13 protein-coding genes and 3 pseudogenes are annotated in these 14,071 nt (G+C 69.7%); 5 read left to right on the forward strand and 11 right to left on the reverse strand.

The genetic code is table 11. The features are described 5' to 3' along the window. Positions 1-42: 42 nt before the first annotated feature. The 4 genes and pseudogenes from ACTYVM_RS10295 to ACTYVM_RS10310 all read right to left on the reverse strand — a co-directional run bounded on the left by ACTYVM_RS10295 (position 43) and on the right by ACTYVM_RS10310 (position 2,226). The gene (locus ACTYVM_RS10295) at positions 43-615 is read right to left on the reverse strand and encodes a YbhB/YbcL family Raf kinase inhibitor-like protein (RefSeq protein WP_445525611.1); all 573 of its coding nucleotides are present in this window, start codon (positions 613-615) and stop codon (positions 43-45) included. Beyond that, a complete protein-coding gene (locus ACTYVM_RS10300) occupies positions 612-1,016 on the reverse strand; it encodes an isochorismatase family protein (protein WP_445525612.1) in 405 nt (134 codons plus the stop codon). Before ACTYVM_RS10300 ends, ACTYVM_RS10295 begins: the two co-directional genes overlap by 4 nt. A 333-nt stretch (positions 1,017-1,349) precedes the next feature. Then, positions 1,350-1,758 (reverse strand): annotated as a pseudogene (locus ACTYVM_RS10305) (MFS transporter); the annotation flags it as partial. A 27-nt stretch (positions 1,759-1,785) separates the two neighbouring features. Next, on the reverse strand, positions 1,786-2,226 hold the full coding sequence (locus tag ACTYVM_RS10310; RefSeq protein WP_445525613.1) for a MarR family winged helix-turn-helix transcriptional regulator: 441 nt from the start codon (positions 2,224-2,226) through the stop codon (positions 1,786-1,788). A gap of 34 nt (positions 2,227-2,260) precedes the next feature. Here ACTYVM_RS10310 and ACTYVM_RS10315 point away from each other — a divergent pair, with 34 nt between their 5' ends. Beyond that, entirely contained in the window at positions 2,261-2,527 is a 267-nt protein-coding gene (locus tag ACTYVM_RS10315) for an NUDIX domain-containing protein (protein ID WP_445525623.1), read from the forward strand. A gap of 131 nt (positions 2,528-2,658) precedes the next feature. Further along, positions 2,659-3,705 (forward strand): S66 family peptidase, encoded by a 1,047-nt coding sequence (locus ACTYVM_RS10320; protein WP_445525614.1) that lies wholly within the window; start codon positions 2,659-2,661, stop codon positions 3,703-3,705. 109 nt (positions 3,706-3,814) lie between these two features. On the opposite strand, the gene ACTYVM_RS10325 is transcribed toward ACTYVM_RS10320, so the two are convergent. From ACTYVM_RS10325 to ACTYVM_RS10340, 4 genes are all read right to left on the reverse strand, one after another. Further along, positions 3,815-5,449 carry an ABC-F family ATP-binding cassette domain-containing protein gene (locus ACTYVM_RS10325; protein WP_445525615.1) on the reverse strand — a complete coding sequence of 545 codons (1,635 nt, stop codon included), beginning with the start codon at positions 5,447-5,449 and terminating at the stop codon, positions 3,815-3,817. A gap of 14 nt (positions 5,450-5,463) precedes the next feature. Next, positions 5,464-6,714, reverse strand: coding sequence for an MFS transporter (locus tag ACTYVM_RS10330; RefSeq protein WP_445525616.1), 1,251 nt, complete (start codon positions 6,712-6,714; stop codon positions 5,464-5,466). A gap of 309 nt (positions 6,715-7,023) precedes the next feature. Continuing rightward, positions 7,024-7,719 (reverse strand): alpha/beta fold hydrolase, encoded by a 696-nt coding sequence (locus tag ACTYVM_RS10335; RefSeq protein ID WP_445525617.1) that lies wholly within the window; start codon positions 7,717-7,719, stop codon positions 7,024-7,026. Between the two features lie 45 nt (positions 7,720-7,764). Further along, complete coding sequence (locus tag ACTYVM_RS10340) at positions 7,765-9,369, reverse strand: purine-cytosine permease family protein (RefSeq protein WP_445525618.1); 1,605 nt, start codon at positions 9,367-9,369, stop codon at positions 7,765-7,767. A 514-nt stretch (positions 9,370-9,883) separates the two neighbouring features. Here ACTYVM_RS10340 and ACTYVM_RS10345 point away from each other — a divergent pair. Beyond that, on the forward strand, positions 9,884-10,297 hold the full coding sequence (locus tag ACTYVM_RS10345; protein WP_445525619.1) for a subtilase-type protease inhibitor: 414 nt from the start codon (positions 9,884-9,886) through the stop codon (positions 10,295-10,297). A gap of 236 nt (positions 10,298-10,533) precedes the next feature. Next, the gene (locus ACTYVM_RS10350; protein ID WP_445525620.1) at positions 10,534-11,061 is read left to right on the forward strand and encodes an SRPBCC family protein; all 528 of its coding nucleotides are present in this window, start codon (positions 10,534-10,536) and stop codon (positions 11,059-11,061) included. A gap of 57 nt (positions 11,062-11,118) precedes the next feature. On the opposite strand, the pseudogene ACTYVM_RS10355 reads toward ACTYVM_RS10350, so the two are convergent. The 3 genes and pseudogenes from ACTYVM_RS10355 to ACTYVM_RS10365 all read right to left on the reverse strand — a co-directional run. After that, positions 11,119-11,790 (reverse strand): annotated as a pseudogene (locus ACTYVM_RS10355) (ATP-binding cassette domain-containing protein); the annotation flags it as partial. Positions 11,791-11,977: 187 nt separating this feature from the next. After that, positions 11,978-12,283: pseudogene (locus tag ACTYVM_RS10360) on the reverse strand (ATP-binding cassette domain-containing protein); the annotation flags it as partial. 133 nt (positions 12,284-12,416) lie between these two features. Further along, the gene (locus ACTYVM_RS10365; RefSeq protein ID WP_445525621.1) at positions 12,417-13,661 is read right to left on the reverse strand and encodes an RNA-guided endonuclease InsQ/TnpB family protein; all 1,245 of its coding nucleotides are present in this window, start codon (positions 13,659-13,661) and stop codon (positions 12,417-12,419) included. 75 nt (positions 13,662-13,736) lie between these two features. On the opposite strand from ACTYVM_RS10365, the gene tnpA reads away from it, so the two are divergent. Then, positions 13,737-14,071: IS200/IS605 family transposase (gene tnpA / locus ACTYVM_RS10370; protein ID WP_445525624.1), on the forward strand; the 335-nt coding region annotated here is incomplete at its 3' end.

Consider the following 14,071-nt stretch of genomic DNA (forward strand, 5'->3'; position numbering starts at 1 on the left):
CAGCCCCGGGCACGCTGCATGTGTGCGGGCCCGGGGCCGGGGTCAGCGTTCGAAAGTTCCGGTCAGCCGGCCGCGGGCGAGGACGGGTCCGGTGATGGCGGGCAGGAGGGCGCGGGGCCGTGCCCGGTTCGGTTGCGCTGTGTCGGGGGTGCTCTCCACGCGGGTGGCGAGGGCGAACAGCTGGAAGATGTAGTGGTGCGGTCCGTGGCCCTTGATGGGTCCGGGGCCGTGGTATCCGCGACCGATGCTGGAGCGCAACACCTGCGTTCCGGCGGCCGGCTGCCGTGCGTCGAGGGCACCGGGCTCCAGCTCTCGGACCGCCGGGTCGATCAGGGCGACGCAGTGAACAGCGGGCTTGGCTATGGGGACGTCGATGTCCTCCATGACCAGGAGGAGTTGGGCGGTGCCGGCCAGCGGCGCAGTCCAGGCCAGGTGGGGGGACAGGTTGTCGCCGCCGATGTTCTTGAGGCAGTGCTCCAGCGGAAGGGAGTCTCCGTCGGCGAAGTGCCTACTGGTGAGGGTCAGCGACTCGGCACTTTGCAGATTGGGCAGATTCCACGCCGCGTGGGTCTCGCCGGCTCTGCGGTTCTTCAGGATGCGGCCCAGCAGAGTCATCGCGTTGCCTCGATCATGTCGATGATGTCAGTGACGGTGGCGGTCTCGCCGAGTTTCGGGAAGACGCGTTCGGTGCTGTGGCGGTGGGCATCGCCATCAGGGTCGCTCATGGCGTCGGTGGCCAGGACGACGTGGTAGCCGTGGTCGGAGGCCGAGCGCGCGGTCGACTCCACGCCTGAGCTGGTCGCGATTCCGGCGAGCACGATCTGGGTGACGTCCAAGTCCCGCAGGAGGGTGTCGAGCCCGGTGTCGTGGAATGCGCTGCGCCGTCGTTTGGTGATCAGGTGCGTCGCCTGCTTGACGGCGGCAGCCGCCTGGCTGTCGGTGTGGGCCGCGACGATGCCCTTTTGCAGGTCGATCACAACGAGCGCGGGCGTGGGATCGATGGTTGTCAGCGCCATGGGTGTTTCTCCTGTGGATAGCTGCTAGTTGCCGGGATCAGGGCGCACGTGGCCTTTCTCCTCGTGCGGTGTTTCTGTCCCGTCGTCGGTCGCAGTGGCAAGGGTGTCGCCGGTGGCGGCCGTTCGTGGTGCCAGGGGCTTGGCGGTGGGGCTGGTGCCGCGGAGCAGGGAGGCGAGCGCGGCGAGGAAGGCGAGGGCGGCGCCGAAGGCGAACGCGATGACCAGGCCGGAGTGGAAAGGCCCGGAGAGCGGGTGCGGGAAGAATTCACGTCCGGTCAGGATCTGTTGCTGGGCCGCCGTAGGCCGGCGGTGAGGGTGTGGGGGAGGTTGCTGCAGTGTGCCGGCGGTGGCCTGCACCACCCGCCAGCCGATCAGCCACATCGCCGCGTGGCCGTCGTCGAAGGGGTCGAGGGACAGCAGGACCGAGGCGAAGGTGAAGACCGCGAACCCGGAGTTGTAGATCCGGACCCGACCGTACATGTCTCCCAGGCGACCCACCGTGACCACCAGGACTGCCTGGACCAACCGGTAGCCCGTGATCATCCATAGCAGGTAGGCGATGTTGCCCGGGGCCAGCGGGTCCAGGTGCACGCCGCGGAAGCTCGCCGGCAGGGCAATCAGCACGATCGAGCCGTCCAGCGTGGACACGAAGACGGCGGCGGTCGTATTCGCCGGGCGTCGTCCACTTGTACCGGTCGCCGTCCGGGCGGCGCGGGATGCGCGTCTTGGGAGAAGCCGTCATCGGTGCGCTCCCCTGTTTCCGCCGGGGTCAGATGTTCTGGGCCAGCCGCTCCAGCAGCGGTGCGGCCGATGCGAGTTGTTCCAGCTCAGCGGGGGTGAACGCGCCGCTGGTCAGGGACCGGGCGATGAGTTCGGCCCGCGCGTTGCGCTTGTCCTTCAGCGCCTGCGCACCGGCGTCGGTCACGGACAGCACCATGCGCCGGCCGTCGTTCGGATCCGGGTGGCGTTCGACCAGCCCACGGGCCCGCAGCGCACTGAGTGTCGCCCCCATGGCCTGCGCTGTGATCTGCACCTGGCGGGCCAACGCCGAGGAGGTAGTGGGGCCTGAGCGATCCAGGCGCGACAGCGCGGTCCGCTCGGGCATGGTGAGTCCGCCGTCGACGGGTACTTGGCGTACCCGTCGTACCAGCGCGCTGATACCGGCCAGCAGGAATGAGGCGACTTCGTCGGGGTCCAGGTCATCATCCACATGCTAAGGTTACCTTATCAATCAGCCTTAGTATCTGGCTCCCCGCTTCACCGTCCCGGGAGAAGTGGGGCAGGACTTCCAAGGACTGGAAGAAGCGGTTCTTCGAGAGGTCGCCGAGGAAACCGGTCTGCTGACAGCCACAGTGGTCCGGCAGCTCGCCGTGGAGGACAAGCCTCACCCCGACATGGGTGACATCGGCGAGCATCTGGCCGCTTACGGCCTTGCGGCCACTCAGGCAGGGCTACGTACGTACATCGGGCTTGCCCTGGCAGGCTACGGATGCCGGCCGCCGCGGATCTGACGGCACGTTGCTGCCGGTCAGCAACCGGCGTTGTGGGCGCTGCCGGGAGCACCGGCAGGTGATCGACGGGTGGAGCACCCCGCCGGAAATAGAGGTGAGCAACAGCAAGTCGGGCTCCTACCCTCACCCGCATGAGACCACCCGTGTATCCACCCAAGCCCAGGCCCGGCGACCGCATAGCGGTCATCTCCCCCTCCTCCGGCCTCCCGGGGCTCCTCCCGCTCCCGCACGAGCTGGGACTCAAGCGGCTGCGTGAGGAGTTCGGTCTGCACCCGGTGGAATACCCGACCACCCGAAAGATGGGCTCCACCCCCATGGAGCGCGCCGACGACATCCACGCCGCCTTCGCCGATCCGACGATCAAGGCGGTGATGGCCAGTATCGGCGGCGACGATCAGATCACCGTGCTCCCCCTGCTGGACCGCGACCTGATCCGCGCCAACCCCAAGCCGTTCTTCGGGTACAGCGACCACACCAATCTGCTGATCTTCCTGTACAACCTGGGCATCGTCGGCTACCACGGGGCCGGCGTGATGACGGAGCTCGGCCGTCCGTACGCGCTCCACCCCCTGACCGCCCACTCGGTACGCGCGGCCCTGTTCACCTCGGGCCCGTACGAGCTCCGCCCCGCCGAGCGCTACCGCGACACCGACCGCGACTGGGCCGACCCGGCCACCTTTGACGCGGAACCGGACTCGCAGCCCGCCGACGGCTGGATCTGGCACCAGCCCGAGCGCATCGTCGAGGGCCGGACCTGGGGCGGCAACCTCGAGATCCTCTCCTGGCTGCTGATGGCCGACCGCGAGATCGAACGCGATCCCACCACCTACGAGGGCGGCGTGCTGTTCCTGGAGACCTCCGAGGAGCTGCCGAACGGGGAGGAGGTCTTCCGCATCCTGCGCAACATGGGCGAGCGGGGCTTGCTGGCCCGCTTTCCCGCCCTGCTGATGGGCCGAGCCAAGGCATGGTCCTTCGAGCAGCCGAACAGCCTTGACGCCAGGCGGCGTTACGCCGCTGAGCAGCGCGAGGCGGTACTGCGCGCACTTGCGGCCTACGCCCCGCGGACCATGGCGGTCTTCGACGTCGACTTCGGGCACACCGATCCCCAGCTGGTGATCCCGTACGGCGGCCTGGTCAGCGTGGACGGCCCGGCACGGCGGATCACCGTGACGTACTGACAGCTCCTGGCAGCCGAGGCTTCGCAGGACAGGGATGATCTCTTCGGCCGCGTGGAGCGTCACCGCCGAGTTGGACGTCCGGGCCGCCAGAAGTCGGCGCGGCAGCAGCTCACGGTTGCCGGTAGTCGCTGACATGGAGGGTGCGGTCGACGCGGACGGCGTCGGCCAGGCGCCGGTCGTGTGTCACCAGCAGCAGTGTGCCGGCGAACGAGGCCAAGGCCTGTTCGAGCTGTTCCACCGCTTCGATGTCCAGGTGGTTGGTGGGCTCGTCGAGGACGAGACAGTTGACACCGCGTGCCTGCAGCAGTGCGAGTCCGGCTCGGGTGCGTTCACCAGGGGAAAGCAACGATGCCGGTCGCAGGGCAAGGTCCCTGCCGAGTCGGAACTTGGCCAGCAGGGTGCGGGCCTGGGCGGATTCCATGTCGGCTGCCTCGCCGACAATGTCGGCGGGGGACCGCTCGGAGTCCAGCAGGGCCCGTGTCTGGTCCACCTCGCCCAGTTGGGCAGCGGCGCTCGTGTGCTGCGTGCCCTGGGCAAGCGGCAGGCGGCCGAGCAGGGCGCTCAGCAGCGTGGTCTTGCCGCTGCTGTTGGGGCCGGCGATCCGCACACGTTCACCGAAGCCGACCTCGAGATCCAAGGGACCGAGGTGACACGATCCGCGCCGCACGACTGCTCCGTGCAGGGAGAGTGCCGTACCGGACGGCGTGCCGGCCTCGGCGATCGTGAACTGCAGCCGCCACGCTTCCCTCACCTGCTCGGGGGCCGCGGCATCAAGGCGGTGCACGGCACGCTCCGCCTTGGCGGCAGCTGCACCCGTGTTCTGCGCGCCGGCGAGCCGCGAGGCTTTGCGGAACTTGTCCCCGTCGGGCTGCCGGCGCGGGTTGACGGCGCGGGCCGCACCCTGACGCGCCCACTCCCGCTGGGCCCGGGCCGTATCGGTCAGCTGCTGCCGGGTGGTCTCGTAGGTGGCATAGGCGTCGACTGCGCGCTGCCGGGCGGCGGCGCGCTCGACGACGAAACTGTCCCAGCCGCCGCCGTACTCGCTGGTGCGGCGGGTGAACTCGTCCAGTTCCACGATCGTGTCCACCGTCGCCGCCAGGAAGGCGCGGTCGTGGCTGATCAGCCCGATACCTGCCCGACTGTGCGTGACATGGTGTTCCAGCCGGGACAGACCGTCGTCGTCAAGGTCGTTGGTCGGCTCGTCCAGCAGCAGGATGTCCGGCTGCGCCAACAGCACGGCGGCAAGCGCCAGCCGTGCGTGTTGCCCGCCGGACAGCTCCGACGTGGCTCGGGCATCCAGCCGTAACCCCAGGTCGGCCGCCACATCGGCGGCGCGCTCGGGAAGGTCGGCACCACCCAACGCGAGCCACCTGTCCCATGCTTCGGCATAGGCGTCGTCCGCGCCGGGCAACTGCCGCTCCAGCAACCGGGTGGCGGCGTCGAGCTCCTGCTGCGCCTGCGCGACGCCGGTGCGGCGAGCGAGGTAGTCGCCCACCGCCTCGCCGTTGTGCGAGTCCCGTTCCTGGGCCAGGCGGACAACCGTGGTGGACACCGGTGCGCGGGTCACGGTCCCGCTGTCCGGCAGCAGGTCACCGCCGGCTATCCGCAGCAGGGTCGACTTTCCCGTTCCATTCGGGCCGACGATGCCCACGCGTTCTCCGGCCGAGATCGACAGATCCGCACCGTCCAGAACGGTGAGACTCCCGTACGCGTGAGCGATATCGGTACAGCGAAGCTGAGTCACGTCCTGGGTGCTCCTCACGAAGTAGCGGTCAGTGCCGACTGGTCGAGGCGGTCCTTGACACCTCGAGGCGACGCAAGCCGGACGGTGCCGGGCACAAAGAGCACGGCGTAGGTGGATGTCAGCAGGATGATCACCGCCAGAACCCCGAACGGTGTGATGCCCATCAGAGCAACCAGCAGGGGAGCGGCGGCCAGAGCGACGGGCTGCAGACCGAAGCTCGCCAGGGCCTCCACAGCGAAGACCCGACCCTGCACCTCTTCGGGGAACTCGTTCTGCAGCGCGCTGTACCAAAGGACCATGAAGCACCCGACACCGACGGAACCAACTGCCATTGCCGCACAAAAGCCCCACAGTGGCACCTCGACCATCAAGCACACCGGCGTCAGCAGACACGGAGTCAATGCGTTCATGGCCCACAGGCCGGGGCGCTTGGAAGTGACCTTGGCGCCGACTGTGGAGCCGAGTACCGATCCGACGAACGTGGCGGCACTTACCCAGCCAAAAGCCTCGATGCCGTACCGCTCCTGGCTGACCATCGGCACCAGGACGTAGTTGGGGCCGAAGAGGAAGAAGACCTGAGCCGTGCCCTGCAGCATCAACGCTGACACCCACGGACGGCGTCGGACCTCGACCAGCCCGGCTTTCGCCTCGGCGAACACCGCGCTCATCCCTTGTCCTTGCTGTTCCTGGACGGCTTTGACGCGGGGGAGCCGCAGCCACACCAACGTCACCAGGCTGATCGACATGGTCAACAGATCGACCAGGAGCGTGCTCGGCGGTGAGATGTTCGCGAGGAGCAGACCAGCCAGCAGCGACCCGATCAATCCGCCCACCCTCTTGGTGGCGCTGTCGAGGGCATTGGCCTGTTGCCGCAAGTCTTCACCAACGATCTGGGCCAGTGCCGCACGGTGCGCCGGCTCATACAGCGCTGCGCCGGCCCCGGTGAGGGCTGCGGCGACGAGCAGAGGGGCAAGAGGGCCCCGGGTGGCGAAGAGCAGAAATCCGCTGACGCCAGCGAGGCGGAAGATGTCCGAGGCCGCCATGACGAGGCTACGGGAGTAGCGGTCGGCGACGACTCCCCCGAGGAGAAGCAGTACGCCCATGACCATGGACTCGACGGCGAGCAGAAGGCCGAACGTGCTGCCACCTCTGCTGGGTACTACCAGCGCCGGAAGGACGACGATGGTCAGCTGGTTGCCAAGAGTGCTTGTGGCCTGGCCGAGCCAGAACATCCGGTATCGGCGATCGCGGAGCAGGGTTCGCACACGCGCTGGTGTCATCCGGGGGTCCAATGCTGTTCAGCGGCTCAGGAGGCTTCGTCACACACCGTGGGCAGATCAGTTGAGGGTGCCAGCATGCAGCGATCCGCGAAACTCATTTCGTGCGCCATGCCGAAGCGGTGAGGCTCTCCGGCCGCAGCGGCGGCACTCGGCCATGAACCAGCGATCTCGTACTGGAAGTCCGCCCAGTGCTTCGCCATCCGTCCGCTCCCGAAGTCGTTCGTCCCGCGCGTCAGCCGACGACACTGGCCGGTAGGCGCGGGTCGGCACCTCCGGGAGCGGACGGCCGGCTCGTCAGTCCCGGGCCGCGGCCTCGACCAGGACCTGCGCCAGTTCGCGGGGCCGGGAGAACATCGGCCAGTGGCCGGTGTCCATTTCGACCATCTCCCAGTGCTCGCTCTTCAGTACTTCGGCCACGGCGGGCATCGGCTCGGTCCCGTCCAGCAGGCACTTGAGGTACGTCGCCGGCAGCTCGCCCAGCGGGCGTTCGAGCGCGGCCGGTTCGGTGAGCGAGGCGCCGGGGTGCGGGGTGCCCTCGGTGACGATGCGCTGGATCTGCTCGTCGGTCAGCTCCTGGCCGGCGTACTCGTCCGGGGGCAGGGGCGGCCAGGAGCCGTTGTTCGCGTCGAGCTCCCGCCGGACGTGGTCGCCGCCGACGCCGGACACGAACGCCTTGCCGTCCACCGGGACGTTGGAGTCGACGAACACCACGCGCCGCAGCCGGCCGCCGATCCGCTCGGCCGCCTGGCCGACCGGGATGCCCGAGTAGCTGTGCCCGACCAGGACGACGTCCCGCAGGTCGTGGCGCTCCACGTGGCCGACGATGTCCTCGACGTGGGTCTGCTGCCCGGCCGGCAGGTCCTTCTTCTCGGCGAGGCCGCTGAGGGTGAGCGCGTGGACGTCGTGCCCGGCCTCCCGCAGGGCCGGCGCCACCTCGTCCCACGCCCACGCACCCAGCCACGCGCCCGCCACCATCACGAAATTGGTCATGCCGCCAACGTAGCGGTGGGGTCTGACAACGCCGCGGCCGTCGGCTCAGCCGGCCTTGGCGGGCACCGCCGCCGCACCGCCGTCCCGCACGCCCGGTCCGGTGACCGGGGGCACCGGGACGTCGACCGCTCGGGCCAGCCGCGGCCCTTCGGGACCGTAGACCGCCCGGGGCTCCGGGAACAGCCACAGCAGCGCCAGGAACAGCACCGCGGCCGACGCCAGGGACAGCGGCAGGCTGATGTCGACACCGTTCGCCAGGTTGCCCAGGGGGCCCACGAACTGCCCCGGGATGTTGGTGAACAGCACCCCGACGAGCGCCGACACCCACCAGGCGGTCAGGCCGCGCCAGTTCCAGCCGTGGGTGAACCAGTACCGGCCGCCGCGCTGACGCCGGTTGAAGACCTGGAGCGCGTCCGGGTCGTACCAGCCGCGGCGGGTGTAGAAGCCGAGCATCATCACGACCATCCACGGCGTGGTGCAGGTGACGATCATCGTGGCGAACGTCGAGATCGACTGCACCAGGTTCAGCGCGAACCGCCCGACGAAGATGAACGCGAAGGCCAGCAGGCCGACCAGCACGGTCGCCCGCACCCGGGACAGCCACGGGACCACCGAGGCGAAGTCAAGTCCGGTGCCGTACAGGGAGGTCGTGCCGGTCGACATGCCGCCGATCAGCGCGAGCAGGCACACCGGCAGGAAGAACCAGCTCGGCGAGATCGCGAGCAGCCCGCCCACGAAGTCGGGGGCCGCGGGGTCGACGTACGCGGGGGCCTTGGTGGCGATGATGCTGGCCGCCGCCAGACCGAAGACGAACGGCAGCAGGGTGGCGATCTGCGCGAGGAACGCGGCGCCCACCACCCGGCGGCGCGGGGCGTCGGCCGGGATGTAGCGCGACCAGTCGCCGAGGAACGCGCCGAAGGACACCGGGTTGGACAGCACGATCAGGGCCGAGCCGATGAACGACGGCCAGAACATGGACCGCGTGGCCGCGTCCGCCGAGGCGGTGAACACACCGGCGTACCCCGGGTCGAAGTCGCCGGCGAACGCGATCGCGCCGAGCAGGAACAGCACGCTCGCGGAGGTCACCGCGATCTTGTTGACGAACAGCATGAAGCGGAAACCGTAGACGCAGACCACGAGGACCAGCGCGGCGAACAGCGCGTAGGCGACGGCGTACGACGCGGTGCCGCGCGGCAGGCCGAAGAGCCGGTGCGCGCCGCCGACCAGGGCGTCGCCTGAGCTCCACACCGAGATGGAGAAGAACGCGGTGGCGGTCAGCAGTGACAGGAACGAGCCGACCACACGGCCGTGGACACCCAGGTGCGCCGAGGACGAGACCGCGTTGTTGGTGCCGTTGACGGGCCCGAACACCGCCATCGGGCACAGGATCAGCGCGCCCGCGACGACCCCGAGGACGGTGGCCGCCAGGCCCTGCCAGAAGGAGAGGCCGAACAGGATCGGGAAGGCGCCCAGGACGCAGGTGGCGAAGGTGTTCGCGCCGCCGAAGGCGATGCGGAACAGGTCCAGGGGCTGGGCGGAGCGGTCGGCGTCGGGGATGCGCTCGATGCCGTGGGTCTCGACCTCGGTGAGGGACTGCGCGGTGGAGGAGGGGGCGGGCGGCTGGGCCTGCGGTGACTGCTGCGGGGACATGGGGGCTCCATCGGAGGACGGCGGTGGAGCGCGTGGTGGCGCGGCGGGTGGACGGGGGCTCGCCGGCGCGGGGTGTGCGGCGGGAAGGGCACCGTCCTCGGGGGTCCGCTGACGCTAAGGCGCCGCGCGTGCACCGCACCAGAGGACGGTTCGTCCATCTTTCACGCCATCGGTGGATGAATCCTCCATCCTTCGCCCAGCCCTTCCCGTCTTCCCGGCGGGAGCGGAGTGGAGTGGGAGGGGAACGGGAGTGTTTCAGGACGATCGACGGGCGCGGGAAACAGGCCATTCGGCCGGATTCGATGATCGGCAGGCCCGTGGGCAAAGGGTTGTCGCCCCGGCCTTCCGTGACTTCACGCCACTGATTCAATACGCAAGGTTACCGAAACCCGCGGGTTCGACGTGAGTTTCCGTCGCGGACTCGGCAGACTCCCGCACGGGCTCCGGCACCGAACCGGCCGGTCCCGCACCCGACGACTTGCACCCGACGACTTCCAGCGGAAGGAAGAACGCGATGCGGAACACCGCGCGCTGGGCAGTGACCCTCGGCCTGACGGCCACCGCCGTCTGCGGGCCCCTCACCGCGCCGGCCACCGCCGCGCTCCGCGCTCCCTCGGCCCTGGTGCTCACCGTGGGCCACGGCGTCGCCGCGGCGCATGCCGTACCGGAGCGCGCCGTCACCCTGAGCTGTGCGCCGACGCCCTTCGGCACCCACCCGGCCGCGCGCGAAGCGTGCGCGGAACTCAGCGGCGCGGAGGGTGACTTCGGCGCGCTGACGCCGAGTGACCGGGTGGCGTGCACCAGGGAGTACAACCCCGTCGTGGTCACGGCCCAGGGCGTCTGGCAGGGCAGGCGTGTCACCTACGAGCGCACCTATGCCAACGAGTGCGTGAAGAACGCTTCGGCGACGAGCGTCTTCGCGTTCTGAGAGCCGGGATCGCGCGTTCCCCGCGCACACCAGACGGGACCCGTCGCTTGGGGAGTGCGGGCCCTGCCGCGGGGACCGGGCGATTCCGCACGAGGGGCCGGCGGGCGGAGTGGGGCCGCCCGCCGGCCCCTGGCACACCGCGGCGCCGCACCGTCGACGCCCCGGGCGCGGCACCCGGACGCGGCGCCGAAAGACACCGAGGACCCCTCCGAGCAGACCCCGAAGGACTGATCCCCATGCCCACCGACCTCACCGGCACCTTCCTGCGGCTCACCGACGGCCGCCCCGCCCTGCGCTTCACCCGCGCCTACGGCCACCCCGTGGACCGGGTCTGGCACATGGTGACCGATCCCGACGAACTCGCACGGTGGTTCCCGTTCCGCGCCGAGGCGGACCTGCGGCCCGGCGGCACCGTGGCCTTCCGCGGGGAGTCGGGCGCGGAGGAGTTCACCGGCACGGTGCTCGCCGTCGACCCGCCCCGGCACCTGTCCTTCGAGTGGGGCGGCGGTGAACTCCACTTCGACCTCGACGAACCCGAGGAAGGGCACACCCGGTTCACCCTCACCGACGTTCTCGCCGCCGAGAACACCGCCGCACGCACCGGCGCCGGCTGGGAGGTCTGCCTGGCCGCCCTGGACGCCAGGGCGCGCGGTGAGCGCTCCGAGGGACCACACGGCGGGGCCCACATCTCGTGGAAGGCCTGCTACGAGGCGTACATCGCCGCCGGACTCCCCTCCGGGGCGCCCGTCCCGGGCCAGGACTGAACGGCTCGGGCCAGGGCTGAGCCACCCGGGCCGGGACCGGACCGTCCGGGCCGGCCCTCACGCCATCTGCCGCCGGACCAGTTCGTGCAGCCGCCCCTCCGTGTCCGCGAGCAGGTCGGCGGGCGGTCCCTGCTGGATGACCTTGCCGTCCTCCATCACCACGACCCGGTCGGCGTCCAGCACCGTCGACAGCCGGTGCGCGATGACGACGCGGGTGGCGTTCAACTTGCGGGTGCTCTCGATCACCGTGCGCTGCGTGTCGTTGTCCAGCGCGCTGGTCGCCTCGTCGAAGAAGAGGATCCGCGGCCGGCGCACCAGGGGCTGCGCGATCATCAGCCGCTGCCGCTGCCGCTGCCGCTGCCGCTGCCGCTGCCGCTGCCGCTGCCGCTGCCGCTGCCGCTGCCGCTGCCGCTGCCGCTGACCGCCGGAGACCGCGCCGCCTCCCGAGACGAGCGTGTGCAGGCCCATCGGCATCCGCTCGATGTCCCGCGCCAGCCCCGCCAGTTCGGCCGCCGCCATCGCCTCCTCGGCCGTGCACGGCTCCGTGCCGCGGATGACGTCGAGGATCGAACCGGTGAACGGCTGCGCGTGCTGGAGCACGACCCCGCACTGCCGGCGCACGGCCGACTGGTCCAGGGCCGCCAGGTCCTGGCCGTCGTACAGCACACTGCCGGACAGCGGCCGGTCGAGCCCGATCAGCAGCCTCAGCAGCGTCGACTTGCCGCAGCCGCCCAGGTGGTGCCAGTGGCCCTGCTGCGCCGCGTCGACCGCGAACAGGTCCACCGCTCCGGCCGCGACCAGCCACGGCACCTGCGGCCCCGCCAGGTCGAGCCGGCTGAGGCCCGAGCAGTCGATCGGTGTGCCCAGGGAGCCGAGCGCGCCGAGTACGAGGTCCGGCTCGTCCGCTGCCGTCATCTCACCGCTCCCTGGCCAGCGCCGCGTACGCGCCGCCGCGCGCCACCAGTTCCCCGTGCCGGCCGCGTTCGACGACCGTGCCGTGCTGGAGCACGACGATCTCGTCGCTGTCCCGCACGGTGGACAGCCGGTGCGCGGTCACCACGCAGGCGCAGCCGCGCCGCCGCAGGTTGTCCATCACGACCTGCTCGGTCTCGGCGTCCAGGGCGCTGGTGACCTCGTCGAGCACGAGGGTGCTGGGCCGGCGCACCAATGCGCGGGCGATCTCCAGGCGTTGGCGCCGACCGCCGGAGAAGTTGCGGCCGTCCTACTCGACTTGTCTTACAAGGGGGAGCGGCCAACTCTGGGGACAGACGGCCGCGAGAGCGGGTACCGGGCCCGATCTCCCGAGCGCCCGGCCGGGGTTCCCGCGCTGCGATGGATTTGACGTGCTCCCTGGCCTAAAGTCCAGGGATTCCGGCCTGGGTCGTCTGACTCTTCCGGGGGCTTCCTGCTTCAACGCGCTGTGCGGGCACGTGTGCCCGCCTTACCGGCACTCCACAGGCGTTTAGCGTCTCCACCCATCCGGTGGCGACGATTCGGCGTCCTTCGAAGAGGACGTTGCGTGCTGCGTTGTGGTCACGGTCGTGCACGGTGGCACACTGGCCGCACGTCCACTCCCGGACGTGCAGGGGCTTGGGTCCGTCCCTGAATCCGCAGGCCGAGCAGATCTGAGAGGACGGGAAGGTCCGGTTCACCTTGGCGAAGGTGCGGCCGTGCTTGACCGCCTTGTACTCCAGCATGCCGACGAACGCGGACCATCCCGCGTCGTGCACGGACTTGGCGAGTCGGGTGCGCCCGAGGCCGGACACCGCGAGGTCTTCCACGTACACCGCTTGATTGTCGCGAATGATCTGTGTGGAAGCCTTGTGGTGCCAGTCCCGGCGCCGGTCCGCCACCCTGGCGTGCTGGCGAGCGACCTTGATACGGGCCTTGGCCCGGTTCTTCGATCCCTTCACCTTGCGGGACAGCTCCCGCTGAAGGCGCTTGAGCTTCTTCTCGGCCCGGCGCAGGAAGCGGGGGCTGTCGATCTTGCTGCCGTCGGACAGGACGGCGAAGGCGGACAGGCCCAGGTCGATACCGGACTCCGTCTCCAACTCGGGGAGGATGTCCGGCTCGGTGTCCACGACGAAGCTGAGGAAGTACCGGCCACAGCTGTCCTTGGTGACAGTCAGGGACGTGGGCGCCGCCGGAAGCCGACGGGACCACCTGGCCTTGAGATGGCCGACCTTGGCCACGTACACCGTGCCGTCTTCCTTCAGGGAGAAGGCGTTGGTGTTGAGGCGGATCGACTGCCGGGTGTCCTTCTTCGACTTGTACCGGGGCGGGCCGACCTTGTGGCCCTGTCGCTTGCCCTTGATCGAGTCGAAGAAGTTCTGGTAGGCGGTGTCCAGGTCCCGCAGGGACTGTTGCAGGACGACCGCCGACACGTCGGCGAGCCAGGCGCGTTCTTCGGTGCGCTTGGCCTGGGTGATGCGCAGTCGGGACAGATCTGCCGACTTCGGGTACGGCAGTCCTGCCGCGTGCGCTTCCTTCCGGTCGCGCAGGCAGTCGTTCCACACGACGCGGGCGCACCCGAACGCACGCGCCAGCGCACGGCGCTGGGAGGCGTCCGGGTAGGCCCGGTAGTTGTAGCGGAGCTGCATGACCACGACCCTACTTCGATTGGTCTCGTGGATCAGGAGAACGACTACAGGCGTGGCAGGCACGTTGTCTCGGCGATGCATGTGCACTTGGTCTTTGTGACCAAGTACCGGCGCGGCGTCTTCAACGACGAGATGCTGACGCGCTGCGAAGAGATCATGCGCAAGGTGTGCGAGGACTTCGAGGCGGAGCTGAAGGAGTTCAACGGCGAACGCGATCACATCCACCTCCTGGTGCACTACCCGCCCAAGGTCACCGTCTCCAAGCTGGTCAACAGCCTCAAGGGCGTTTCCGCCCGCCGGATACGGCAGGGGGTACCTCCCGGCCGAAGGCTGGGGGAGAGTTCGCCGGCCAGATCAACCGCGCCATCATGCACGGGCACCTGTGGTCGCCCTCGTACTTCTCCGCATCA

It is taken from the genome of Streptomyces cyslabdanicus, assembly GCF_052663305.1.